This is a genomic window from Mesorhizobium sp. L103C131B0, assembly GCF_000502275.1.
GTDB lineage: Bacteria > Pseudomonadota > Alphaproteobacteria > Rhizobiales > Rhizobiaceae > Mesorhizobium.
The window spans coordinates 19,863-43,295 of sequence record NZ_AYXC01000018.1; the positions used below are offsets into that span (position 1 = coordinate 19,863).

Consider the following 23,433-nt stretch of genomic DNA (forward strand, 5'->3'; position numbering starts at 1 on the left):
GTTCCACGCCAGAATGGGTGGCTTGCGGCAGCGTTCCCTCGCCCTTTTTGGGAGGGTTAGGGTGGGGGTCCTCTTCGTAAGAACTCATATGTGATCGCCTTGCGCCGACGAAGGGTAGGTGGGTCGCCGAACCCGAGGGAGCGCCATATGCGATCGCCCTGCCATAGGTCGGATCACGCCACCGCGGGAGTGCAACTAATTTGTATACAAATGTTTCTGGCCGGCATCGGTTTGTGAAGCGCTTCACCGTTGCCGCGCAATCGATCGGTTACAGAGGTGGCGCAAGAGCGGGCCTAAGGCAGCGCTCTGCTGCTGCATGGAGGTAACCGATGTTTGAAAGTCTCAGCAGAATTCGCGCTGCCCTGGCGCGCGCCAGCAAGCACAGGAAGACCGTCCGCGCACTGAACGCGCTGCCGACGGAGATCCAGAAGGACATTGGCTGGACGGAGTCGAGGTCGATCGATGAGATAAGGCTGCCGTTCTAGGGCCGCATCCAGCGTCGCTAATATATCGCTCGCCATCGATTGTTCGGAAGCGTACAGTATAGCATCGTCAGCCACATCAATGGGCGCTGACGCTTGGGAGCGACCATCGCACTCCTGCCCCGACAGGAGGCATTGGAGACATGGCGGAGCAACCGAGACAGTCCGGTCTGAGCGCCGAGGCGCTCGCGGCCTTGGCGCGGGAAACCGGGGCCTCCGAGCAGCAGATACAAGAGATCGCATCGCTGATCGGCAACGATCGCTCGTCCATCGTGCGCGAAGCGCGCATGGTTGCGGCTGACCGCCCGAAGCGCTGATCCAGGAAAAAGCTGCTGGATTGATCCATGGGGCGTCGCCCCTGATTTGTCGGTTTTGTACGAAGTACAATGGCTGAATCCGAGTCAGCTATCGTCCAATGACCGTTTGCATTTGGGCAGGGCGCCGACGGCTGGGAGATGACATGTGCTCTTGCCCTGGGGAGAGAGCGATGGACCAGTCGGTCAGCAAGGAGAAAAGCGGCCTTTTGCGCCGCATGAACCCGGCCGACTTCGCACTGCTTGCGCCGCATTTGCATCATCGTGTGCTCGATCTCAAAGCCCCGCTCGAAATGGCGGGCGAGCCGGTCGCCTCGGTATGCTTCCTGGAAAGCGGCCTGGCCTCGGTGGTGGCGAGGAACCGGCCGGGCCTGGACACCGAGGTCGGCATCATCGGCCACGAAGGCATGTCGGGCTCCGCCTTGGTGATGGGCGCCGACTGGGCGCCCCATGATTGCTACATGCAGATGCCGGGCGAGGCGGTGTGCATCGATTCCGAGCCGTTCAAGGCAGCGCTGCAGAAAAGCCCGACGCTTCGCGCCTTCCTGCTGCGCTATGCCCATTATCTGCACGGCCAGACCAAATCCACGGCACTGAGCAATGCCCGCGCCAAGCTCGAGGATCGGCTGGCCCGATGGCTCCTGATGTGTGACGACAGGGTGGTCGGCCACCAGATCCAGATCACGCATGAGTTCCTGTCCGTCATGCTCGGCGTCAGGCGTCCGGGCGTCACCATCGGCCTGCAGATCCTGGAAGGGCGCGGCCTGATCCGGTCGAGGCGCGGCGAGATCGTCATTCGCGACCGGGATGGCCTGATCGCCGTCGCCGACGGTTTCTATGGCCAGGCCGAGGCCGAATACGAACGCCTGCTGGGCTGAGCCTGGCACGGGCTGGAAATGGCCGACGCGAATGCCGGTGAAAGCATGTTGCCAGAGCCGCGCCGGCCATTTGCGGCCATCTGGGGAGAGGCCGCCCGGCAAATCTAGCATCGGCGCAAAAGCGGGCAACGAACCGCAATCGCTTGGTAAAAACCGTACAATCGAATTGTGTTGAACCTTGGTTCGGCAAGAGTATGAATCTGCTGTCGTCGACCATGTATATGGGGCGCTGGCGCCTGAGGCTTCGACAGGCTCGCGCGCCCGATGTGAAACGGGGAAAACCGAAATGGCAGAACTGCTTTTCGACGTATCCGCCTTCGATTGCGCCATCCTGCGCGCCGCCTTCATCAAATCGGTGATGGAAGACAATGTCCCGGAAAAGCGGTGGCGCGCGCTCGCCGCTTCCCTGGTTCGCGACCTGACCGACCACGAAGACGTCGAGCCGGATCTGCTCGGCTGGATCACGCGCAAGTAGCAATATCCTGACGGTCCGGCGGCTACCCCAGCCACCACCACAGCGCCGCGATCGCCGCAAGCACCGCCGCCACCGACAGCCCCAGCATGATGTAGCTGCCCTTGATGATGTCGCGGATGATCTTCTTCACGCTTTCGCGGTCGTTGAGGTTGGGGAAGGGCTCGTTGGGCAGCGCCACGCCGAGGAAGCCGCAGAGCGGCGCCCAGCCATCGCTGACCTTGAACACCAGAAGCTTCTCCGGCGGCACGGCCGCTATCACCTCCTCGGTGTAGGCGTTGTAGCGCGCCACCGCCTTGGCGCGGTCGTCCATCACGCCGGCAAGCGTGCGGCCCCAGATCAGTCTGTGCGACATGTCGCCGAATTTGCGGCCGAACGGCGTCAGCCATTCCAGCACCTTGAACTGCCACAATGTCTCGGTGAAGTGGATGGTGTCGATGGTGCTGTCGTACCAGGCCTCGGCGCCGCGCGGATGCAGGGTGAGCAGCACCTTGGCGTCGGGATAGGCGGCCATCAATTCGCGCCACACGCAGCATCCCGGATTGTCGACCGTCGCCTTGTAATTGGCAAAGACTCTGGTCCAGTCGTGCTGGCTGCCGGGCGGGCTGTTGGCCACCTTGCGCCAGAAGTCGAGATGGCCCTTGTTGGCCTTGTTGAGGATGACTTCCTGCATGTGATAGCTGGGAAGGCCCAGCCTGTTCAGCGCGGCAAAGGTCGACCATGTGCCGGTGCGGCCGAATCCGGCCCCGATGAGCTCAAGCGTCATTTTAACCCCCCTTGTTGAGACCGCTTTTCTTTTTATGCCGGTCCGCTCGGAATGAGGTTGCATCCGCGCCCCTCGGCGCGCAACAATTTTCCCTGTCCAGGGCAGAAATGTGTTTGCTTTTTCGTCTGGGCCACGCGGAATGAGGGTTTGGCTATTCCAGCGGGTGAGGGAGCCTGATAATAGGTCAGTCAGATTGACCTAAATCGCATGGCCAGAACGGTCATGCTGGACCAGATGCCGTATCCCGGGAGGTGGGCTCGTGAGTTTGATGGACCTGTTGGCGTCGCGCGCCTCGCGCATGAAGGCGTCAGAAATCCGCGAGCTGCTCAAACTGCTCGACCAGCCCGACATCATCTCCTTTGCCGGCGGCATCCCCGATCCGGCCTTGTTTCCGGCCCAGGCGATCGCCGATGCCTATGCCTCGGTGCTGGGCGGTGCGGAGGCGAGCGCAGCACTTCAGTATCAGGTCTCCGAAGGTTATCTGCCGCTCAGAAAATGGCTGGCCGGCCAGATGGGCAAGCTCGGCATTGCCTGCGACGAGCACAACATCTTCATCACCTCCGGCTCGCAGCAGGCGCTGGATTATCTGGGCAAGCTGTTCCTGTCGCCCGGCGACACAGCGCTCGTGACGTGGCCGACCTATCTCGGCGCGCTCCAGGCCTTCAACGCCTATGAGCCGCGCTACGACCGCCTGACGCCGGATGGCGGCAACATGACGCCGGCCGCCTACCAGGCGGCGGCTGCTGCCCCCTCTACTTTTGCAAAAGAGGGCGGCAAGGTGAAATTCGCCTATCTGGTGCCCGATTTCGCCAACCCGACCGGCGAGACGCTGAACCGCCAGCAGCGCGAGGCGGTGCTCGACCTCGCCGGCGAGCTCGACATTGCCGTCATCGAGGACGCCGCCTATCGCGCGCTGCGCTATGACGGCGAGGGCCAGCCGCCGATCCTGGCGCTCGACTGCGAACGCTCCGGCGGCATCGAAAACGCCCGCACGCTCTATTGCGGCTCGTTCTCAAAGATTCTGTCACCGGGCATGCGCGTCGGCTGGGTCTGCGCGCCGCGCCGTGTAGTCGAGCGGCTGGTGCTGATGAAGCAGGCGTCGGACCTGCACAGCCCGTCGATCAACCAGCTGGTCATGCACCGCGTCTCCGAGGCCGTGTATGACGGCCAGGTGGAAAAGCTGATCGGCGCCTACCGCCAGCGCCGCGACGGCTTGCTTGCAGCACTCGAAGCGGAAATGCCGGATGGCGTCAGCTGGAGCCGGCCGGAAGGCGGCATGTTCGTTTGGCTGACGCTGCCTGAAAGTGCGGACGCCACGGCACTGCTCGCCCGCTCGGTCAAGGAAGCCCGCGTGGCCTTCGTGCCGGGCAACGCATTCTACGCCGACGGTTCGGGACGCAACACGATGCGGATGAGCTTTACGCTCGCAGATGAACGCGCCGTGGGTGAAGGCGTGCCGAGGCTGGCGAAATTGATGGGCTAATCTCCCCCCTCGAGGGGGAGATGTCGCCGAAGGCGACAGAGGGGGTCGCCGCGCGTGGAGCGCTAACCTTCATCAGTCGCAGGAGGTCGCGCCCAGTCGAGCCGACCCCCTCTGGCCTGCCGGCCATCTCCCCCTCAAGGGGGGAGATTAGCTCACTCCGCCACCACGAATTTATCCTGCGTCTTCGTTTCGAAATCGCTGGCGTCGTGGCGCTCGTGCAGTTGCATGGCCGGGTCGCCGAAGGCGCGGTTGACCATGCGGCCGCGTTGCACGGTCGGGCGGGCGTCGATCGCCTTGGCCCAGCGTTGTACGTGCTCGTAGTCCTGCACCGACAGGAATTCGGCGGAATCATTGTACATGCGGCCGAGCGCAAGGCCGCCATACCAGGGCCATACCGCCATGTCGGCGATCGAATAGAAGGCGCCGCCGAGATATTCGGTCTCGGCCAGCCGCCGGTCGAGCACGTCGAGCTGGCGCTTGGTCTCCATGGCGAAGCGGTCGATGGCGTATTCGAACTTTTCCGGCGCATAAGCGTAGAAATGGCCGAAGCCGCCGCCGAGATAGGGCGCCGAGCCCATCTGCCAGAACAGCCAGGACAAGGTTTCCGCGCGCGCCGGCTGTTCGGTCGGCAGGAATTCGCCGAACTTTTCCGCGAGATAAAGCAGGATCGAGCCGGACTCGAAGACGCGGACAGGCGTCTTGCCGCTGCGGTCGAGCAGCGCCGGGATCTTGGAGTTGGGATTGACCTCGACAAAGCCCGAGCCGAACTGGTCGCCATCGTTGATGCGGATCAGCCAGGCGTCGTATTCGGCGCCCTTGTGGCCGAGCGCCAGAAGCTCCTCCAGCATGACAGTCACTTTGACCCCATTCGGCGTCGCCAGCGAATAGAGCTGCAGCGGATGCTTGCCGACCGGCAGCACCTTGTCATGCGTCGGACCGGCAATAGGCCGGTTGATGCTGGCGAACGTGCCGCCATTGGCTTTCTTCCAGCTCCAGACTTTCGGCGGGGTGTATTCGGTCATGCGGGAAATTCCTTGGGTTTGGCGGGGCGAAAACGACTTGCGCGAGGGCGCGAGACTGATGGCGGAAAAGTCGGCGGAACCTAGATACGGGAACACATAGGTGCAATTCAGAAAGGTTCAACTTGTGTTGAACTATTATCGATGTCGGCGCCGCCCCTCATCGCCCTGCCGGGCACTTCTCCCCGTATAGTGACGGGGAGAAGGACGCTGTCGCCTACTGATTTCGCCAATTGCCAGCGTTGCCAAGAGCGCCGATGTTGCGGCCATCTCCCTTCTCCCCGTCGCTATACGGGGGGAGAAGGTGCCGGCAGGCGGACGAGGAGCAGCGCCAGCCTCTGAAATGATTGCCTTGTTGCCTAAGCCCTTGCGCCCTGTGCAGCGCGGCATACCTATAGAGGATACTGCCCACGCATATCTGCCAGGATGAAAGCATGCCGATCGATCCCGTTTCCCCGCTCTTGCGCTCCGTCGTTGGCGTGCGCGCCATGGTTCCCGACGATGCCTTCACGGCCAATGCCCTGGGCACGCGCCGGGAAGGCAGCGGCGTCGTCATCCGCGGCGACGGGCTGGTGCTCACCATAGGCTATCTCATCACCGAGGCCGAGGAGGTCTGGCTGACCGACCAGGACGGCCGCGTCGTGCCGGCACATGCGCTGGCCTATGACCAGGAGACAGGCTTCGGACTGGTGCAGGCGCTGGCGCCGCTCGGCCTGCCGGCGGTGGCGCTGGGCGACGCCTCGAAGGCCAAGATCGGCGACCCCGTGGTGTTTGCCGACGGAACCGGCCGCTCGGTCAAGGCACACATCGTCACCAAGCAGGAATTCGCCGGCTATTGGGAATATCTGCTTGACGAGGCGATCTTCATTGCCCCGGCGCACCCGTCCTGGGGCGGCGCGGCACTCATCGGCCAGGATGGCAGCCTGCTCGGCATCGGTTCGCTGCTTTTGCAGATGAGCCGCAACGGCGAGGTCGCCGACATCAACATGGTCGTGCCGATCAACCTTCTGACCCCGATCCTCGACGATCTGCTGACGCGCGGCCAGGTGGCGAAGCCGCCGCGCCCATGGCTCGGCGCCTTCTCGGCCGAGTCGAACGGTGCGGTCGTGGTGATGAGCGTCGCCGAAGGCGGCCCCGCCGCCAAGGCCGGCCTGCGCCAGGGCGACATCATCTCCGACGTGCGCGATGGCGAGGTCGACGGTCTCGCCGATTTCTACCGCAAGCTATGGCAGAATCCGGCGGGTTCGGAGATTCCTCTCAGGGTCGTGCGTGACGGTCGTGAGACTTGGCTGCGAGTGAAATCCGCCGACCGAAACAGCTTTTTGAAGAAACCGCATCTGCAGTGAAGGCCAATCTCCCCCCAAGTGGGGGAGATGCCCGGCAGGGCAGAGGGGGGCGCGAAGGATCGCGGCCTCTCGATCTGTTTTCTGAGAATCGCGGGATAAACGTGGCTGACACTGGCCGGTGCGTTGGCGGGACAGCGGCCCCCCTGCCGGCCATCTCCCCCACGAGGGGGGAGATTGGCTGCCCCCTCAATCCCCGCATACCCTAAAAGGCGTCCCCGTGTCCCACTCCGCGAAGGGCACGACCTGGCCTTCGACAGACACGATACTGTTCACCTTGCTGTCATCATCCTGCGTCTGCATACTTTTGCCCTTGCCGGTCAGCACGTCGTAGTCGCAGCTGCTGTAGACGACAACGGACTGGTATTTGTAATGGTCATAGGCAACGCCGGCGACGACGAAGGCCTCGTTGCGCCAGGCGATGGTCAGCGTCATGTCGGTCCGCTCGCCGGGGCCGATCAGCCCCGGCAGATAGATCTTGATCGAGCCGTTGGGCAGCAAGGTCAACTCCGGTTCGATGCCGGAGCCCTCATAATGCGGCTGGTCGTAGTCGTTCCATTCGCCGTAGACCTGCTCATGCACGACGCCGGCGGGTTTCAGAAAATTGTACTTTTTGTCCCTCAGGAAGAAATGCATGTCCATGGTATCGTCTTCGGGCTCGCTCTCGACGATCATCGCCAGATCGGCGGCGCCGTCCCCATTGAAGTCGCCGGTCAGCGCGGTGATGATCTTCTGGGTTTCGATGGGTTCGGCGAGCGCAGAGGCCGGCAGCAGAAGGATGAGGCCGAGTAACATCGATCGCATGGCATTTCCCCCGAATTGCAGTCTGCCTTGCCCGGCTCGACCAGCCGGGAAACTGCCATGAGCGCCGGCTTGGGCGCAAGCCGGCTCGCAATAGGCTAGGGGGTATCGACGCCGCTGACGGAAACTGGCATCGACAGCCGATACAGCCGGCCCGGCAACAACGAGGTGATGATGGCGCCGTTCAAGGTCGATCCCGACAAGGTTCATGAATTCCCCGATCCCGACAGTTTTTACGCCTGGCTGCGCGAAAATCATGCCGGCGAGAGCGAGGTCTGGATCAAAGTCCACAAGGTCGGCTCGGGCCTCGCCTCGATCACGCCGAAGCAGGCCATCGACGTGGCGCTGTGCTTCGGCTGGATCGACGCCATACGCAAGCCGCTCGACGACAAGAGCTTTCTGCAGCGCTACACGCCGCGCGGCAAGAAGAGCATCTGGAGCAAGATCAACATCGACAATGTCGCCCGCCTGGTCGAGGAGGGCCGCGTGACCGAACACGGGCTGAAACAGGTCGAGGCGGCCAAGGCCGACGGCCGCTGGGACCGCGCCTATGCCTCAGGCAAGGACATGAAGATCCCTGACGATCTGCAGGCCGCCATCGACGCCGAGCCGAAGGCGAAGGAGATGCTGGCAAAGCTTTCCGCCCAGAACCGGTTCGCGCTGGCGTTTCGAACGCACAACATGAAGACGGAGGCGGGGCGCAGGAAGAAGATCGAGGCTTTTGTCGAGATGCTGAAGCGTGGCGAGACGATCTATCCGCAGAAGCGGTGAGGCGACGGCAAGCGGGTGCCATGGTGCGCGCAGCTAAAAACCCGCTTGTGAGGTTCTGGCCTCGCTTTCCCGGACATAACATATTGTTTTTACGGTATTTTCCACTCGTCGTGCGGATGATAGCTGCGATAGTGGAAAAACGTAACAACATATTGTTAATTAAGAGTTTTCCACTATGTTAACTTGATCCTGGCTTAAGAGTGGAAAACGATGCTGAGAGAGTTGACCGGCGAGCAGCGGCGCCAACTCATAGATACGCAACAGGTCTACGAGGCCTGGCAGCGTGCTGATGACCAGCGCCAAAGGCGCTTTGCAGGCAGCATGCGCTGGGTTGAGCGCAACGGTGCTGAATACCTGCTGCGGAAGGTCCGGCAGGTCGAGAATTCACTCGGGCCGAAAAGCAGCCAGACGGAGAAGGCGTTCGCTGCGTTTTCCGAGGGCAGGGTGCAGAACAAGGATCTGCTGGCAGGTCTGGCCGATCGCCTGAACGGCCTGGCGAAAGTCAATGTGGCAATGGGGTTGGGCAGGGTACCGGCCATCGCCGCACGGATATTGCGGCGGTGCGCCGAAACAGACCTGCTGGGCAAGCAGTTGCTGGTCGTCGGCACGAATGCGCTGTTCGCTTACGAGGCTCTGGCGGGCGTCCAGATCACCAGCGGTCTCACGGCAACCGGCGACATCGACCTGCTCTTCGATTCGCGACGTCGCATCAGCTTCGTGACCGGCGAGAGGGTAAGCCAGTCCGGCCTGATAGGCGTGTTGCGTAAAGTGGACAGGTCCTTCAAGCCGCTCCAGCCCCGGGCCTTCAGGGCAGCGAACCGTGATGGCTATCTGGTCGACCTGATCCGTCCGCAGGCAAGACATGTCCTCAAGGACAACGCCACTACCTCGATTACACAGCATGCCGACGATCTCGACAGCGCACCCATGGAGGGGCTGCAATGGCTCATCAACGCCCCGAAGGTGGAGGCTGTGGCGATCGATGAGCGTGGCTATCCCGTAAGCATGCCGACGGTCGACCCTCGAATGTTCGCTCTGCACAAGGCTTGGCTGGCCACGCTGCCTGATCGGTCTGCGGTCAAGGCAATGAGAGATCGTGAACAGGCGGAAGCGGCTGCACGCATTGCCACCGCCTATCTTGCCCTTCCGCTGGACAGCGAACATCTCAAAAGGCCTCCGGCGGCATTGCGAGACGCCGCGGCCGCAACGCTGTCCCTTCCTGGCCCGAGCGGCTTTTCCGAAGACCTTCCAATTGAGCCGGACTGGTAGCGCCCACACGCCATGCTACGAAAATAGCATTCTCGCCTCGCGAAATGTGATGCTACGGTTCCCGGCGCACCCAGGGCGGAGGGGTTGCCAAGAGGAGAAGTGGCGGGCGCTGGCCCGGATTTCAGCGAGAACCGGACGGAGCTGTTGAACCATTGCAAGGCCGCCGCGTTTTCCAGCGTCGGCCACAAGGGAGGAACCACCTGTGAAAGCATCCTATCTCGTCTCAGCCGCGCTGCTTGCGGCGACTGCGATGCCGGCGGCGGCCGGCGAAATTTCCGACGGCAAGGTCAAGATCGGCATCCTCAACGACCAGTCGGGCGTCTATGCCGATTTCGGCGGCAAATGGTCGGTCGAGGCCGCCAGGATGGCGGTCGAGGATTTTGGCGGCAAGGTGCAGGGCGCGCCAATCGAGATCGTCAACGCCGATCACCAGAACAAGCCCGACATTGCCTCCAACATTGCGCGCCAGTGGTACGACACCGAGCAGGTCGACGCGATCATGGAACTGACGACATCCTCGGTGGCGCTCGCCGTCCAGGGGTTGTCCAAGGAAAAGAAGAAGATCGACATCGTCACCGGAGCGGCATCGGCCGACCTGACCGGCAAGCAATGCTCGCCCTACGGTTTCCACTGGGCTTACGATACCCACTCGCAGGCGGTCGGCACCGGCGGCGCGCTGGTGCAGCAGGGCGGCGACAGCTGGTATTTCATCACCGTCGACTATGCCTTCGGATATTCGCTGAAGGAGCAGACCTCAAAGGTTGTTGAGGCAAGCGGCGGCAAAGTGCTGGGCGAGGTGCGTTACCCCTTGGGATCGACGGATTATTCCTCCTTCCTGCTGCAGGCGCAGTCCTCCGGCGCCAAGGTTATCGGCCTTGCCAATGCCGGCCTCGACACCTCCAATACCATCAAGCAGGCGGCCGAGTTCGGCATCGTCGCCGGCGGCCAGCGGCTGGCAGCACTTCTGTTCACGCTTGCCGAGGTGCACGGCCTCGGACTGCAGGCGGCGCAGGGCGTGGTGCTCACCGAAGGGTTTTACTGGGACCGCGACGACAAGAGCCGCGACTTCGCCGGGCGCTTCTTCAAGCGCACCAACCGCATGCCCAACATGATCCAGGCCGGCACCTATTCGGCGGTGCTGCAATATCTCAAGGCCATCGACAAGGCCGGCACCGACGAGACCGAGGCGGTCGCCAAGCAACTCCATGAAATGCCCGTCGACGACATCATCAACGCCAACGGCAAGGTACAGGCCGACGGCTCGATGGTGCACGACATGTATCTCTACCAGGTCAAGAAGCCCGAGGAGTCGAAGAAGGACTGGGATTACTACACCTACCTTGCGACCATTCCGGGCGACAAGGCCTTCATCAAGGCCGAAGACAGCGGCTGCCCGCTCGTCACCAAGTGACGATGGTGCAAGCCGTGGCCGTCCAGCAGGACGGTGCCGAAATCCAGCCGCGGGTGGTGCTTTCCGCCCGCGGCCTGCGGCGCGACTTTGCCGGTTTCGTCGCCGTCAACAATGTCGACCTCGACGTCCATCACGGCCAGATCCATGCGCTGATCGGGCCGAACGGCGCCGGCAAGACGACGATCTTCAACCTCTTGACCAAGTTCCTGCAGCCGAGCAGCGGTAGGATCAAACTGTTGGGCAACGACATCACCCGCACCGCGCCGGCCAGGGTGGCGCGCATGGGTCTCGTCCGCTCGTTCCAGATATCGGCGATCTTTCCGCATCNGTCGCCTTGCAGCGGCCGAGCGGGCTCGGCTTCCAGTTCTGGCGCTCGCTGGCCGCGCTTGACCAACTGACTCCACGGGCGCGCGAACTGCTTGCCGTCGTCGGTCTCGACGATGTCGCGCATCGTCCGGCCGGCGATCTCTCCTATGGCAGGAAGCGCGTGCTCGAGATCGCCACCACGCTGGCGCTCGACCCGAAAGTGCTGCTGCTCGACGAGCCGATGGCCGGCATGGGGCACGAGGATGTCGGCGTCATTTCCGGCATCATCCGCTCGCTGGCAACGGACCGCGCCGTGCTGATGGTCGAGCACAATCTCACCGTCGTCGCCGACCTCTGCGACTGGATCACCGTCATGCAGCGCGGCCAGGTGCTCGCCGCCGGCGACTACGCGACGGTGAGCAACGATGAGCGCGTCAGGGTCGCCTACATGGGGACCGAGCAGGGGGACCGAGCATGAGTGAGCCGCTGCTTGCCGTGCGCGATCTCCATGCCTGGTATGGCGAGGGCCATGCGCTGCATGGCGTCAACCTCGACGTTTTTCGCGGTGAGACCGTGACGCTGCTCGGCCGCAACGGCGTCGGCAAGACCACAACGCTGCGCGCCATCATGGGGCTGGTCCGCAAGCGCAGCGGCAGCGTCGCGTTCGACGGCAGCGACCTGATGCGCCTGCCGCTGCATCGTGTTGCCCATCGCGGCATCGGCTTCGTGCCGGAGGAGCGCGGCATCTTCGCCACGCTCACCGTCGACGAAAACCTGATCCTGCCGCCGGTGGTGGCCAAGGGCGGCATGAGCGTCGAGGAAATCTTCGATCTCTTTCCCAACCTCAAGGAGCGCCGCAACAGCCCCGGCACCAAACTCTCCGGCGGCGAACAGCAGATGCTGGCCATGGCCCGCATCCTGCGGACGGGCGTGCAGATGCTGCTGCTCGACGAGCCGACCGAGGGCCTGGCGCCGGTCATCGTCCAGCGCATCGGCGAACTGCTGGCGACCTTGAAAAAGCGCGGCATGACCATCCTGCTCGTCGAGCAGAATTTCCGCTTCGCCGCGCGCATCGCCGACCGCTTCTATCTGATGGAGCATGGCAAGGTGGTGGAGGGTTTTGCCGCAAGCGAGCTTGCCGCTCACACGCAACAGCTGCACGAGGTGTTGGGGGTATGATGACGACAGCCCACGGCAGTACCCCCACCCCGCTGCTGCGCAGCGACCCTCCCCACAAGGGGGAGGGTGGAGGGCCACCGCCCTACCTCCCCCTTGTAGGGAGGTCGGACCGAAGGTCCGGGTGGGGGTACGTGCCGCACAGACGCATCCCGCTTGCAACACCCTCGGTGACGCCATGACCATGATCTTCGGCATCCCCGTCCAGGCCTTGCTCGGCCAGATGCTGGTCGGGCTGATCAACGGCTCCTTCTACGCCATGCTGAGCCTCGGCCTGGCCGTCATCTTCGGCCTGCTGCGGATCATCAATTTCGCCCATGGCGCACTCTATATGCTCGGCGCCTTCATCGGTTACCTGCTGCTCGTCCATCTCGGCATCGGCTACTGGCCGGCGCTGCTCCTGGTTCCGCTCATCGTCGGCGTCTTCGGCATGGCGGTCGAGCGCGTGGCGCTGTCGCGGCTCTACCGCCTGGATCCGCTCTACGGGCTGCTGTTCACCTTCGGACTGGCGCTGGTCATCGAAGGCGTGTTCCGTTTCTACTACGGTGTGTCAGGCAACCCATATGCCGTTCCGGCGCAGCTTGCCGGCGGCACCAATCTCGGCTTCATGTTCCTGCCCAACTATCGCGGCTGGGTGGTGGTGGCCTCGCTCATTATCTGCATCGGCACCTGGCTCCTGATCGAGAAGACCAGGCTCGGCTCCTATCTGCGCGCCGCGACCGAAAATCCCGAGCTGGTGCAGGCCTTCGGCGTCAACGTGCCGCTGCTGCTGACGCTCACCTATGGGCTCGGCGCGGCGCTCGCCGGCCTTGCCGGTATTCTCGCCGCGCCCGTCTACCAGGTCAGTCCGCTGATGGGCTCCGATATCATCATCGTCGTCTTTGCCGTCGTCGTGGTCGGCGGCATGGGTTCGATTCTCGGGGCCATCGTCACCGGCTATATGCTCGGCCTCGCCGAGGGCCTGACCAAGGTGTTCTATCCCGAGGCGTCGAACCTCGTGGTCTTCGTCATCATGGCGATCGTGCTGCTCCTGCGCCCCGCCGGCCTGTTCGGAAGGGACGCCTGAGATGAGCGAGGCAGCCCTTCACGACCAGCGCACCGCCGCCTCCGTGCGGCTTGAGCGGGTATTGCTGGCATTGGCCATACTGGCGCTGATAGCCGCGCCCTTCTTCGTCTATCCGATCTTCCTGATGAAGATGCTGTGCTTCGCGCTGTTTGCCTGCGCCTTCAACCTGCTGCTCGGCTACACCGGGCTGTTGTCGTTCGGCCACGCCACCTTCTACGGCGCCGCCGCCTATTTCTGCGCCTACGCCGTCAAGGCATGGGGCTGGCCGCCCGAGGCCGGCATCCTGCTCGGCACCGCCGGAGCGGCCGTGCTCGGCCTGGTCATGGGCTTCCTCGCCATCCGCCGGCAAGGCATCTATTTCTCGATGATCACGCTGGCGCTGGCGCAGATGTTTTATTTCTTCTGTGTCCAGGTGCCGTTCACCGAAGGCGAGGACGGCATACAAGGCGTGCCGCGCAGGCATCTGTTCGGCATCGTCGATCTCAACGTCACGCTCAACATGTATTTCGTCGTGCTTGCCGTCTTCCTCATCGGCGTCTTCGCCGTCTGGCGCATCGTCAACTCGCCGTTCGGCATGATCCTGCGTTCGATCCGCGAGAACGAGAACCGCGCCATCTCGCTGGGCTATTCGGTCGGCCGCTACAAGCTCGCCGCCTTCGTCATGTCGGCAGCGCTTGCCGGGCTTGCCGGCGCGACCAAGGCGATCGTCTTCCAGTTCGCGACGCTGACCGACGTCACCTGGCAGATGTCGGGCGAGGTGATCCTGATGACGCTGCTCGGCGGCATTGGCACCATGGTCGGTCCTGTCGTCGGCGCCGGCCTCGTCGTCGGCCTGGAAAACACCCTCGCCACCTCAGGCTTCCCGGTGACCATCGCCACCGGCCTGATCTTCATGATCTGCGTGCTGGTCTTTCGTCGCGGCATCGTCGGCGAGATTTACGCGCGCTGGCTGGCGCCGGCCAACGGCGAGGCGGGCCGCGATCAATAGGTGATGGTCACCACCACCGTGTCGGTGTAGACGCCGGCCGAGGGCGTCGTCTGCGGCGGCACGCGGCCGTAGACGATGAGCGGTTGCGCCAAGCCGGTTCCGGTGCCGGCCACCGTGCTTCCCGGCGTTCCGGCGTCACCCCAGGGCTGCGAGCGCGCGGCGTCCTTGTAGAGGCCGTAGGTGACCCGCTCGCCGCCCTTCGACATCTTGCGATTGGTCGGCGTGCCGCCTGTCGTGCCGCCATTCAGGGAAACCGTATAGGCGGTCGACGGCGTGCAGGTGACCGAGACCTGGCCGGTGGCATCGGCATTGGCGTCGAGCACGCCCTTGGAGCCGAAATCGATGTTCTGGGTGGCGACCAGGCAGTTTGCCGCGACCGTGGCGTTGATGGTGAAGGTCGGATCGGGCGCCGTCAGACCGAAGCCGGTGTTGCAGCTGTTGCCGAGCAGGTCGTTCTGGTAGCGAAACTCGACGTGGATGCCCGAAAATATCGACTGATAGGTGCCCGGCGGAACCGCTGACTGGCCGCCGGTCACCCGAGCGTAGATCGTGGCGCTGCCGGATGCATTGCCGATGAGAATGGGCACCAGCACCTGCGGCGGCGGGCGCGATGCATAGGCCCAGGTATAGGAACCCCACGCGACGCTCATTCCGGGGTCCGAATAGAGCTGGTAGTTAAGGCTGTTGGCGCCGCTCGCCATCTGCCTGGCTGCCGCCGAGGTAGCACCCCCACTGCCGGCGCCGATATGCGGACAGAACAGGATGCGCACCACGCCGCCGGTGCAATTCATGTTGAGTGTCGCCGTCGCGGTGGCTGCGGTGGCCGACAGCGTGTCGATGAGACCGAAATTCATGTCGGTGACGGTACCGGTGCAGCTCTGCGCCCGGGCCAGCGACGGGAGCAGTACGAGGATTATAACGACTGCAGCGCGCATCATTTGGCCTGGGATTTTCATTGGCACACCACATCCTTGATCGTCACTTGCCGGCCTCGCACCGCTTCGAACGGGAAATCCGCTCGGCACGAGCTGCCGTCCGCCAGACCGACCACCACCGCATTCTGCTTGCCGAGGCCCTTGATGTAGGCCTGCCCATCATAGCCGACGACGAAATCTTCCGTGCCGCCGTCGACGCGGCCGGCAAGCCCGGCTTCGAGCGGCGTGCCGCTCGGGTTGACCAGCGTCACCAGCGCGGCCTGCGCCGCCTCCGACACGCCGAACTTCAGCACGACGCCGTTGCGGTCGGCCGGAACGACAGTCTCCTTGGTGGTCGGAATATCGGCGTCGACGGGCAGGTTCTTCGGGTCTATCGACACCGTGTTCGGCTCATAGGAATTCAGCCCGGTGACCAGGATGCGGCCTTTGCTGTCGGTCTTCCCGACCGGCCGGTTCTGATGCAACACCTCCACGTCCGGCGTGCCGACATCGACGACGGCAAAGGCGTCGTCGATGCGATTGGTCGCGAACACGCCGCCGCCGGCCACGGCGATGGCGCCGTCCATCTGCCCGGTCACGCGAAAATCATTGTCGAACTGCTGGGCGCCGGCCGCGAGGCGCGCAAACGGCGCCCGGTAGCTCACCGCTGCCGAGCGGTTGGGAACCTCGCCTTCTGAGGTGCGCAGCCGCCAGCCGATGCTGCCGTCCTCGGCCCGCTCCGCCTTGGCGAGGTCGGCAGTGACATTGAGGCCGTCAGGGCCTTGCTCGACGCCTGTCGAGGCCGAGATGTCGTCGTTGAACGGGATCGAAATCCCGGCGAACACGCCATAGCTGCTGTCGTCATCGAGATCGGCGAAGGCCGTGGCATAGAGCGTGCTGCGCTTGAAGAATGCCTGGCTGTAGGACAGGCTGACGATCTGGCTGCTTTCGCCCTTGGCGCTCTTCAAATGCGTATAGGACAGGTTGAGGCTGGAGAAATCGATCGGCATCGGCACGCTGAGTGTCACCTGGTCGACCGCGCGCGGCACGCCGGCGCTGAAACGGGTGAAGTCGTCGGGGTCGAGAACCGGCTGCGCCGTCACCGAGGCGATGTCATCATAGCCGCCAAAGGCCCGCTGCATGTGAGCGTTGATCGCCCAGCCACCATAGCCGAATTCGACACTGGCATCGACCAGCGAGCCGGTGCGCCCCTCATGATGGCTGCCGGCCACCGCCACCGACGCCGCGCCATAAGGCCCGAGCGGGAAGGCAGCACCTATGCCGCCATTGATCAGCTCGGCGCCGCCCTCGGCATGGGCTTCCAATGTCAGCCGGTCGGTCACGCCGTAGCGCGCGCTGGCGACGCCCATGACGCGGCCATCATAGTCGTCGGAAGAGATGCCGAAATTGCGCCGCGCCATGCCCGCCTCGACGGAAAAATCGAGCAGCCCCTGACGCAGCATCATGCTGGAGGCATAGAACGGCAAGGTGGCGGTGGTCTCGCGCCCCAGGCTGTCGCGCAGCACCACCTGGGCCTGTCCGGCGCCGGTGAACACCGGCAAATTGGTGACCTGGAATGGCCCGGGCTGGATGTCGCCGGAATAGGTACGCACGTTTTGCGTATAGACCTCGAGCGTCGACGGCACCGCCGCCGTGCCGCCGAAGGACGGCAGCGGCAGCGTCACCAGGTCCGATCGCAGGTGGAAGTTGCGTTGCGCCTGGACGCCGCCGAGATAGACCGGCCGCGTCCACGACAAGCCGCCGGAGACGAAGTCGCCGGCGCGGTAGGTCATCAGCCGGTCGGGGTCGGAATAGCTCCAGGTCGTGTTGAGCCGCGTAAAGCCGCCCAGCTTGCCATCGGAATAGCCGGCGATGAACGACTGGCTGAGCGTGCCATAGGAGCTGAACACGCGCGCATCGAAGCCGCCGGAAACGCCTTGGAACAGCTCGACGTCCTTGTCGAACAATGTGTTGGAGCTGGCAAACAGCGAATAGTTGAGAACCGCGCCCACGCCTGATTGCGGCGCCGGCCGGTCCTGCAAGCGCAAGCCGAGATCGACCATGCGCGCCTCGCGGCTGTCATTGGCGGCGGTGACGTAGAGGCGCTGCGCCGCTTCGTCGATCTGAAACGACACATCCGCCAGCTGGTCGAGCCTGACCAGGCCGTCGGTGTCGACAGCGCCCTGCGGCGGCTTCAGCCCGATTTCCTTCAGCTCTTGCGGCGTCGATGCCAGGCCGCCATCCGGCATCTGGGTGAAGCTGCCGATCAGTTTGGTCGAGACGTCGTTGATGAACACCTCTAGATAAAGGCTGCGGCCGGCTTGCTGGCCAGGGTCTTCAGGGTTCGTCACGGCCGGCAATTCTTGCGCGTTCACCGCCGAGAAAGGTGTGAAAATCGCGAGCGCGACGACTAGCGCGATCCTACTTGCCCTTGACGGCAACGTTGGCATCGAAGGGTCCAAGATCGCTCTGTGCCTTCAAAAGCACGGAGCCCGCTGACAGTGATTTGCCGCTGCCGATCGGCCACTGCATGGTCGCGCCGCCCAGGACATAACCGACGAGCCCGTTTCGGTTGCCGAGCTTTTTGCCGTTCTGGGTCAGGGATAGGTTGGACAAGCGGAGACGACTTTCACCGGTATTGCTGGCTGTCAGCACAAGACTGCCGCCCTTGCGCGAAACACTCCAGGCGACTGCCGGCGCGGCCGCATCGGCGTCGCGGAAAAACACCGGCACCGAATAGCGCAGCGCGAGCGCGACCGTACCGGCCTTCTTGCGCGACGGGTCGGGTAACTCGTCGACGATGACGCGGTAGCTTTCCTCGGCCCGCACCGGCGCCTTGCTGACGCGCACGACGCGAACCACGTATTGGGCATTGGGTCCGAGTTTGGTCGATGGCGGGCTGCTGACGACGTCCGTAGTCGGCGTCAGCGTCTCGATCCCGCCAGCCTGGCTCCAGGCGAAGACGCGTATCTGCACATTGATCGGCCGCTTGGGGTCATCGTTGCTGAGGTTGAGAACCGCCGAGGCGTCGGGCGAGATCAGCTCGAGACCTGTCGGCGCCACCCTGAGCGAAGCGGCTTGTGAGAGACCGGCGCACAGCAACAGAACAGCCGTGGCTCCGATGCATGAAAGCATGGATCGCATGATCGTCCTCGTGTTGGTATCGATTGTCAGTACGTTATGGTGATCGCAACGGTGTCGGTGTAGAGGCCCGCCGCCGGTGTCGTCTGCGGTGGAACACGCCCGTAGACGGTCAGCGGCTGAATGGCGCCGTTGCCGGTTCCGCCGACCGTGTCGGTGGGGATCGTGGTGCCCCAAAGCTGCGTCCGGGTGCTTTCCCTGTAGATGGTGTAGTCGATCGTCGCCGACGCCGGCCCGGTCATCTTGCGAACAGCAACCGTTGCGCCCGCGCCCGCTCCGGCGCTCAGACCAACATTGTAGGACTTGCCGGTCGTGCATTGCACGTTGATGGTGCTGGTCTGGTCGACATTCGCATCAATGACACCGTGCGAGCCGAAATCGAGATCGCTCGCCGTCTGCACCTTGCATTCGTCGGTAATCGTGATGCGGACATTCATGCTGCCCGTCGCGGTCGCGGCGATCGCGGGCAGGATGGGAAGCAGCGACGCTCCCGTCAGCAGCGCATATTTCAGCAATCTCATGCGTGTTTCCTCCGTCGGGCAGACCGTTCCTCGCAACACAGTCTTGACCCGGATTTCACTCCTACAGCTCCTCCGTTGCATGCTTCGCAAGACATCAACGATACAGTAATGTCAGAAGCGAACTGTGCAATGATTATTACAACTTAGATTCGGATTACGACAGCGAATAACTTCGGTATGTATCGGATAATTTTGGTTAATATTTGGTTAACAGAGATGAAATGGACATTTTTCCGAAGTGAAAGTTCGTCTGTCGAAAATTTATTTTGCTTCTCGTGCCGAAAAGGCGAAAATATCTGGCAAATCATCTTGATTTTGTAGAGTCTCACCTGTCGTCCTTTATTATCGATATTTCGCGGCGTGCACCGGCGCCAAGCAGCCATCGCCATAGCCGCGCCGGTAGCTGTTCGCGCCTGTCCAAGCCTTGCGGTCGTGCTGACAGGGCCGCATTCGCCAAAACCGTGTTCCGCCCGGCCCAAGCATGGCCGTCCCGGCTGAGATAAATCCACCGCCGTCGGATCGCGGCGAAACACATGCGAATCGTTCTTGCCACGCTGGCCCGGATTTCCTTCGGCGGCGCATCGGCCGGACGGGAGATGCGCCTGTTGTCGCTTGGAGCCATGATCCACGGCCGGCAGCCGCGCGGACCGGCTGCCAGACGTCAGAAAAGGAAGAACGATGAAGAAGACCTATGAAAAGCCACAGCTCGAAAAGCGCCAGAAGCTGTCGCGTGTGACCGCTGTCGCCGGCCCATCAGTGGCCAGTGAGAGCTGACGCCGTCGACCGGCATCGAGCCACCAGCGGACAAGGAGAGCAGTCATGGATCAGCATGCGAACCCGTCACCCGGCTTCAGGCGCAATCCGGGCAAGGTGATCACCGTCGAGCCCTTCAACGGGCGTGTCGTCGTGTTTGCAAACGGCACCATCATCGCTTCCTCGGCAAAAGCCAAAATGGTGACCGAGCCGCCCCATCCCTTCTCCTTCTACATCCCGTTCGAGGACATCGACTTCCGCAAGCTCAGGAAGACGGAGCGGTCGACGCTGTGCCCCTACAAGGGCGACTCCAGCTACTGGAACGTGCTGCCGGCGGGCGAAACCGGTAACGACGCGATGTGGGCCTATGAGCAGCCCTTCGACGAGATGGCCGAGATTCGCGCCCACGGCGCCTTCTATCCCGACCGGGTCGCCATCGACGCCACGCCGCGCTGAGCTGAGCGCGTCATGCCTGTCGCCCAAAAGTGCCCAGCGTTTTTGGAGCCGACGACAGGCATGAACAGAGGAATTTTTTCAGATCAGCCATAGCTGTCCTCACCCGGGGGCGCAGCGGTTTTGCGGCAACGGCATGCCGAAACGAAGACAAAAGGTCATGGACGAAAAGCAGAGAGCAATTCTCGACGAAATCCCGCGCCTGCGCCGCTATGCGCGCTCGCTGCTGCGCGACCGCGATTCCGCCGACGATCTCGTCCAGGACTGCCTGGAGCGGGCGCTGCTGCGGCTGGACAACTGGCAGACGGGAGAGAGCCCGCGAAAATGGCTGTTCACGATCATGCATCATCTGTTCATCGACCAGATGCGCAAGGTGAACCGGCGAGGCGAGGCCTCGATGCTGCCGCTGGAGGCCGGCGAGGTGCAGGCCTCTCCCGCCGACCAGCTGGAGAACGTCGCCGCGCGCGAGATCATCGACGCGCTGCAGGCGATCAGCCCGGACCGCCGTGCCGCGCTGACCTTGGTCGCCATCGAGGGCTTCTCCTATGCCGAGGCCGCCGAGATGCTCGGCGTGCCGGCCGGCACGCTGATGTCGCGCATCGCGCGCGGCCGTGAGGAACTGCGCGGCCTGCTCGAGGACAATGCGCGCCGCCGCGCGATAAGGATCGTCGAGCCAGGCCCGGGCAGGGCGGTTCCAATCAGGGCGCCAATGGCATGACGAGCCCCAATCGCATGATGATGCCTTACGGCATGGTCCGGCACGATTGCAGGCCTTGTCCGCACTGTGGGCGCGGCGCACCCGGTAACGGTTTCTTCTCTGCTTGCGTGCATAGTGGCGGCGACGGAGTGAGCGAAACCAGGGCATGGCTGAAGAGAAAATACGCAACGGTGAGTTCTGGGCGCTTGCGCTCGAACGCGCTCATCTCGGCGTATGGGACTGGAATATTTTGAGCGGCGACTGCTTCTATTCGCCGACCTGGTCGCACATGCTGGGTTATGAGGATGGCGAGCTTGCCAACAGCGACGACCTCTGGCTGAAGCTGACGCATCCCGACGACCGCCAGCGGGCGCTGGCCAGCGGCGAGCGGCACATTTCCGGCCTGACCGCCTCGATCGAGACCGAGCTGCGCCTCAAGCACAAGGACGGCCACTGGATCTGGGTGCTGGACCGCGGCGGCATTGTCGAGCGTGACGAGACGGGCAAGCCGGTCAGGCTGATGGGCGTGCAGACCGACATCAGCCGGCAGAAAGAGGCGGAAGCCGAACTCGAGCGGGTCAATGTGCGCTTTCGCCTGGCGCTGGCGGCCAGCGGCACCGGCATCTGGCATCACGACATCGACGCCAACAAGAGCTATTGGGACGCCCGCACCAGGGAGATATTCGGCCTGGTCGCCGACACCGACGAGGTGGCTGCCGACCTTTGGCATTCCTATCTGCATCCCGACGACAAGGATGCCGCAGAGCGCGCCCATCTGGCGCCACTTTCGACCGACGGCGTCGTCGCCGCGCAATACCGCATCGTCAGGCGCGACGGCGAAATCCGCCATGTCGAATCGCTGGTGCGCTTCATCGCGGCGCCCGAGACGGCGGGCCAGATTCTCGGCACCGTGCGCGACATCACCGAGGACAAGAAACGCGAGCGGGAACTCGCCTACGCCGCTCACCACGATGCGCTGACCGGCCTGTTGAACCGTGCCGCCTTCGACCGGCTGCTGGCCGTGCATATCGCCACCGAGCGGGCTTTGCCGCTGGCGGTGTTTTACGTCGATCTCGACTACTTCAAGGCGCTCAACGACTTTGCCGGCCACGCCGCCGGCGACCTGGCGCTGAAGGGCGTGGCCGCCGGTATTCTGGGCTGCCTGCCGGCATCGGCACGTGCCGCGCGCCTCGGCGGCGACGAGTTCGCGCTGCTGGTGCCCAATTGCCAATCGGCCAAGGCCGAGGCGCTGGCCGGCGCCATCCTTGCGGCGGTCCGTGACGCCGACCTCGGACTGCCGGCGACCTCGCGAAAGCTCGCGGCCAGCATCGGCATCGCCTTCGTCGAGGACACCACCACCACGGTTGCCGATGCGTTGGCCTGCGCCGACGACGCCTGCTATGCGGCCAAGGCGGCCGGGCGCAATCGCTTCGCGGTGTTTTCGGCCGATGCGGCGTCGGGCTCCGGCGGCCTCAACGCGGCGCGTGTCGCCGCCGACACGGTCGACGCCATGGATGACGGGCGGCTGAAACTGTTCGGCCAGGAAATCCATCTGCTCGGCCAGCCCTGGCAGGAGAGCCGCCATGTCGAGGTGCTGGCGCGGCTTGCCGGGCGCAATGGCAAGCTGATCCCGCCCAACGAATTCATTCCGGTCGCCGAGCGCTTCGGCATTGCCTCGCGGCTGGACCGCTGGATCATCAGGACAGCGCTTTCGCAGCATGGCGCGGCGATGCGGTCAGGCGCCATCATGCTCGGCTTCAATCTGTCGGCGCAGACGCTGAGCGATCCGCTGCTGTGGGATTTCGTCGACGCCGTCATCGCCGAGACCGGGGCGCCGCATTCCGGCATCGGTTTCGAGATCACCGAGACCGCGGCCGTCACCAATTTCGACGCCGCCGAGCAGTTCGTGCGCAAGGCGCGCGAGCGGCAATGCCGCGTCAGCCTCGACGATTTCGGCGCCGGCATGAGCTCGTTCGAATATTTGCGGCGCTTTCCGGTCGATCAGATCAAGATCGACGGCTCGTTCATCGAGAATATCGCGGAAAGCCGTTTCGACCGCGAGATCGTCTCGGCCATAGCGGGCATCGCCAAAAGTCTCGGCTGCGCGGTGGTGGCCGAAAAGATCGAACAGCAGGAAGCGCTCGACATTCTGCGCGGCATGGGCGTGGCCTATGGCCAGGGTTTTCTGCTTCACCGGCCGGAGCCGCTCGAGGCGATCGTCGCGCGGGCCGGCGAACAGTCACCGGCCAGCGGACAGTCGCCGGAAAAGCGCTTCGGCTGACGGCTTCTCATCGCCTCGGGCTCGCGCGACTTGTCCGGCTAACCGGCGTCGGCCTTTTCCTGCTTTCGCTGCGCCGCCTCCTTCTTGCGGCGCAACACCTCGTCGGTGCCGACAAGGTCCTTCGAGCC

General features: G+C 63.7%; 22 protein-coding genes and 1 pseudogene. 16 read left to right on the plus strand and 7 right to left on the minus strand.

Going from position 1 to position 23,433, the window contains the following annotated elements:
- Positions 1 to 329 precede the first annotated feature (329 nt).
- From X730_RS1000000168275 to X730_RS05975, 4 genes are all read left to right on the plus strand, one after another.
- Complete coding sequence (locus X730_RS1000000168275; RefSeq protein ID WP_023671409.1) at positions 330 to 485, plus strand: hypothetical protein; 156 nt, start codon at positions 330 to 332, stop codon at positions 483 to 485.
- Positions 486 to 625: 140 nt separating this feature from the next.
- Positions 626 to 799, plus strand: coding sequence for a hypothetical protein (locus tag X730_RS1000000168280; protein WP_023689840.1), 174 nt, complete (start codon positions 626 to 628; stop codon positions 797 to 799).
- 170 nt (positions 800 to 969) lie between these two features.
- Positions 970 to 1,674: a Crp/Fnr family transcriptional regulator gene (locus tag X730_RS141220; protein ID WP_023685922.1), complete on the plus strand. Its 705-nt coding sequence runs from the start codon at positions 970 to 972 to the stop codon at positions 1,672 to 1,674.
- Between the two features lie 286 nt (positions 1,675 to 1,960).
- Complete coding sequence (locus X730_RS05975; RefSeq protein ID WP_023671412.1) at positions 1,961 to 2,149, plus strand: hypothetical protein; 189 nt, start codon at positions 1,961 to 1,963, stop codon at positions 2,147 to 2,149.
- Between the two features lie 22 nt (positions 2,150 to 2,171).
- On the opposite strand, the gene X730_RS141215 is transcribed toward X730_RS05975, so the two are convergent.
- Positions 2,172 to 2,912 (minus strand): sulfotransferase family protein, encoded by a 741-nt coding sequence (locus tag X730_RS141215; protein ID WP_023693766.1) that lies wholly within the window; start codon positions 2,910 to 2,912, stop codon positions 2,172 to 2,174.
- A 268-nt stretch (positions 2,913 to 3,180) separates the two neighbouring features.
- Between X730_RS141215 and X730_RS141210 the strand changes: the two genes are divergently transcribed.
- Positions 3,181 to 4,395, plus strand: a complete 1,215-nt coding sequence (locus X730_RS141210; RefSeq protein WP_023827207.1) for a PLP-dependent aminotransferase family protein — start codon at positions 3,181 to 3,183, stop codon at positions 4,393 to 4,395.
- Positions 4,396 to 4,547: 152 nt separating this feature from the next.
- On the opposite strand, the gene yghU is transcribed toward X730_RS141210, so the two are convergent.
- Entirely contained in the window at positions 4,548 to 5,417 is an 870-nt protein-coding gene (yghU, locus tag X730_RS141205; RefSeq protein ID WP_023827208.1) for a glutathione-dependent disulfide-bond oxidoreductase, read from the minus strand.
- Between the two features lie 431 nt (positions 5,418 to 5,848).
- Between yghU and X730_RS141200 the strand changes: the two genes are divergently transcribed.
- Positions 5,849 to 6,760, plus strand: a complete 912-nt coding sequence (locus tag X730_RS141200) for a S1C family serine protease (protein WP_023671416.1) — start codon at positions 5,849 to 5,851, stop codon at positions 6,758 to 6,760.
- 186 nt (positions 6,761 to 6,946) lie between these two features.
- On the opposite strand, the gene X730_RS141195 is transcribed toward X730_RS141200, so the two are convergent.
- A complete protein-coding gene (locus tag X730_RS141195; RefSeq protein ID WP_023707113.1) occupies positions 6,947 to 7,561 on the minus strand; it encodes a hypothetical protein in 615 nt (204 codons plus the stop codon).
- A 171-nt stretch (positions 7,562 to 7,732) separates the two neighbouring features.
- Here X730_RS141195 and X730_RS141190 point away from each other — a divergent pair, with 171 nt between their 5' ends.
- From X730_RS141190 to X730_RS141165, 7 genes and pseudogenes are all read left to right on the plus strand, one after another.
- Positions 7,733 to 8,329 carry a YdeI/OmpD-associated family protein gene (locus X730_RS141190; RefSeq protein WP_031197250.1) on the plus strand — a complete coding sequence of 199 codons (597 nt, stop codon included), beginning with the start codon at positions 7,733 to 7,735 and terminating at the stop codon, positions 8,327 to 8,329.
- 210 nt (positions 8,330 to 8,539) lie between these two features.
- On the plus strand, positions 8,540 to 9,598 hold the full coding sequence (locus tag X730_RS141185; RefSeq protein ID WP_032910274.1) for a nucleotidyltransferase domain-containing protein: 1,059 nt from the start codon (positions 8,540 to 8,542) through the stop codon (positions 9,596 to 9,598).
- Between the two features lie 202 nt (positions 9,599 to 9,800).
- On the plus strand, positions 9,801 to 11,009 hold the full coding sequence (locus X730_RS141180) for an ABC transporter substrate-binding protein (protein WP_023689847.1): 1,209 nt from the start codon (positions 9,801 to 9,803) through the stop codon (positions 11,007 to 11,009).
- Between the two features lie 2 nt (positions 11,010 to 11,011).
- Positions 11,012 to 11,793, plus strand: a pseudogene (locus tag X730_RS01000000164770) (ABC transporter ATP-binding protein).
- Positions 11,790 to 12,494, plus strand: a complete 705-nt coding sequence (locus X730_RS141175; protein ID WP_023827211.1) for an ABC transporter ATP-binding protein — start codon at positions 11,790 to 11,792, stop codon at positions 12,492 to 12,494. Before X730_RS01000000164770 ends, X730_RS141175 begins: the two are co-directional and overlap by 4 nt.
- A 175-nt stretch (positions 12,495 to 12,669) precedes the next feature.
- Positions 12,670 to 13,557: a branched-chain amino acid ABC transporter permease gene (locus X730_RS141170; protein ID WP_023693757.1), complete on the plus strand. Its 888-nt coding sequence runs from the start codon at positions 12,670 to 12,672 to the stop codon at positions 13,555 to 13,557.
- A 1-nt stretch (position 13,558) separates the two neighbouring features.
- Positions 13,559 to 14,545 (plus strand): branched-chain amino acid ABC transporter permease, encoded by a 987-nt coding sequence (locus X730_RS141165; RefSeq protein ID WP_023827212.1) that lies wholly within the window; start codon positions 13,559 to 13,561, stop codon positions 14,543 to 14,545.
- Here X730_RS141165 and X730_RS141160 read toward each other — a convergent pair.
- The 4 genes from X730_RS141160 to X730_RS141145 are packed head-to-tail and all read right to left on the minus strand — an operon-like array spanning position 14,539 to position 19,121.
- Positions 14,539 to 15,483: a spore coat protein U domain-containing protein gene (locus X730_RS141160; protein ID WP_023827213.1), complete on the minus strand. Its 945-nt coding sequence runs from the start codon at positions 15,481 to 15,483 to the stop codon at positions 14,539 to 14,541. The two genes, X730_RS141165 and X730_RS141160, sit on opposite strands and share 7 nt — an antisense overlap.
- A gap of 14 nt (positions 15,484 to 15,497) precedes the next feature.
- On the minus strand, positions 15,498 to 17,909 hold the full coding sequence (locus X730_RS141155) for a fimbria/pilus outer membrane usher protein (RefSeq protein WP_031197253.1): 2,412 nt from the start codon (positions 17,907 to 17,909) through the stop codon (positions 15,498 to 15,500).
- A complete protein-coding gene (locus tag X730_RS141150; protein ID WP_031197254.1) occupies positions 17,881 to 18,603 on the minus strand; it encodes a molecular chaperone in 723 nt (240 codons plus the stop codon). The genes X730_RS141155 and X730_RS141150 overlap by 29 nt, the downstream gene beginning before the upstream one ends.
- A 26-nt stretch (positions 18,604 to 18,629) precedes the next feature.
- A complete protein-coding gene (locus tag X730_RS141145) occupies positions 18,630 to 19,121 on the minus strand; it encodes a spore coat U domain-containing protein (RefSeq protein WP_023734722.1) in 492 nt (163 codons plus the stop codon).
- 819 nt (positions 19,122 to 19,940) lie between these two features.
- Between X730_RS141145 and X730_RS141140 the strand changes: the two genes are divergently transcribed.
- The 3 genes from X730_RS141140 to X730_RS141130 all read left to right on the plus strand — a co-directional run bounded on the left by X730_RS141140 (position 19,941) and on the right by X730_RS141130 (position 23,305).
- Entirely contained in the window at positions 19,941 to 20,330 is a 390-nt protein-coding gene (locus X730_RS141140) for a DUF427 domain-containing protein (protein ID WP_023697761.1), read from the plus strand.
- Positions 20,331 to 20,487: 157 nt separating this feature from the next.
- Positions 20,488 to 21,045, plus strand: coding sequence for an RNA polymerase sigma factor (locus X730_RS141135; protein WP_023804962.1), 558 nt, complete (start codon positions 20,488 to 20,490; stop codon positions 21,043 to 21,045).
- 145 nt (positions 21,046 to 21,190) lie between these two features.
- A complete protein-coding gene (locus X730_RS141130) occupies positions 21,191 to 23,305 on the plus strand; it encodes an EAL domain-containing protein (protein ID WP_023827217.1) in 2,115 nt (704 codons plus the stop codon).
- The last annotated feature ends 128 nt before the right edge of the window (positions 23,306 to 23,433 follow it).

What these genes read in the sequence shown, in the direction of transcription:
- X730_RS141220 (WP_023685922.1), top strand. Translation starts at nt 970, where the DNA reads ATGGACCAGTCGGTCAGCAAGGAGAAAAGCGGCCTTTTGCGCCGCATG.
- X730_RS141170 (WP_023693757.1), top strand. Translation starts at nt 12,670, where the DNA reads ATGACCATGATCTTCGGCATCCCCGTCCAGGCCTTGCTCGGCCAGATG.
- X730_RS141140 (WP_023697761.1), top strand. Translation starts at nt 19,941, where the DNA reads ATGGATCAGCATGCGAACCCGTCACCCGGCTTCAGGCGCAATCCGGGC.
- X730_RS141175 (WP_023827211.1), top strand. Translation starts at nt 11,790, where the DNA reads ATGAGTGAGCCGCTGCTTGCCGTGCGCGATCTCCATGCCTGGTATGGC.
- X730_RS141210 (WP_023827207.1), top strand. Translation starts at nt 3,181, where the DNA reads ATGGACCTGTTGGCGTCGCGCGCCTCGCGCATGAAGGCGTCAGAAATC.
- X730_RS141200 (WP_023671416.1), top strand. Translation starts at nt 5,849, where the DNA reads ATGCCGATCGATCCCGTTTCCCCGCTCTTGCGCTCCGTCGTTGGCGTG.
- X730_RS141165 (WP_023827212.1), top strand. Translation starts at nt 13,559, where the DNA reads ATGAGCGAGGCAGCCCTTCACGACCAGCGCACCGCCGCCTCCGTGCGG.
- X730_RS141150 (WP_031197254.1), bottom strand. Translation starts at nt 18,603, where the DNA reads ATGCGATCCATGCTTTCATGCATCGGAGCCACGGCTGTTCTGTTGCTG.
- X730_RS141160 (WP_023827213.1), bottom strand. Translation starts at nt 15,483, where the DNA reads ATGATGCGCGCTGCAGTCGTTATAATCCTCGTACTGCTCCCGTCGCTG.
- X730_RS141190 (WP_031197250.1), top strand. Translation starts at nt 7,733, where the DNA reads ATGGCGCCGTTCAAGGTCGATCCCGACAAGGTTCATGAATTCCCCGAT.
- X730_RS141155 (WP_031197253.1), bottom strand. Translation starts at nt 17,909, where the DNA reads ATGCCAACGTTGCCGTCAAGGGCAAGTAGGATCGCGCTAGTCGTCGCG.
- X730_RS141215 (WP_023693766.1), bottom strand. Translation starts at nt 2,912, where the DNA reads ATGACGCTTGAGCTCATCGGGGCCGGATTCGGCCGCACCGGCACATGG.
- X730_RS1000000168275 (WP_023671409.1), top strand. Translation starts at nt 330, where the DNA reads ATGTTTGAAAGTCTCAGCAGAATTCGCGCTGCCCTGGCGCGCGCCAGC.
- X730_RS141185 (WP_032910274.1), top strand. Translation starts at nt 8,540, where the DNA reads ATGCTGAGAGAGTTGACCGGCGAGCAGCGGCGCCAACTCATAGATACG.
- X730_RS1000000168280 (WP_023689840.1), top strand. Translation starts at nt 626, where the DNA reads ATGGCGGAGCAACCGAGACAGTCCGGTCTGAGCGCCGAGGCGCTCGCG.
- X730_RS05975 (WP_023671412.1), top strand. Translation starts at nt 1,961, where the DNA reads ATGGCAGAACTGCTTTTCGACGTATCCGCCTTCGATTGCGCCATCCTG.
- X730_RS141135 (WP_023804962.1), top strand. Translation starts at nt 20,488, where the DNA reads ATGGACGAAAAGCAGAGAGCAATTCTCGACGAAATCCCGCGCCTGCGC.
- X730_RS141195 (WP_023707113.1), bottom strand. Translation starts at nt 7,561, where the DNA reads ATGCGATCGATGTTACTCGGCCTCATCCTTCTGCTGCCGGCCTCTGCG.
- X730_RS141130 (WP_023827217.1), top strand. Translation starts at nt 21,191, where the DNA reads ATGGCTGAAGAGAAAATACGCAACGGTGAGTTCTGGGCGCTTGCGCTC.
- X730_RS141145 (WP_023734722.1), bottom strand. Translation starts at nt 19,121, where the DNA reads ATGAGATTGCTGAAATATGCGCTGCTGACGGGAGCGTCGCTGCTTCCC.
- yghU (WP_023827208.1), bottom strand. Translation starts at nt 5,417, where the DNA reads ATGACCGAATACACCCCGCCGAAAGTCTGGAGCTGGAAGAAAGCCAAT.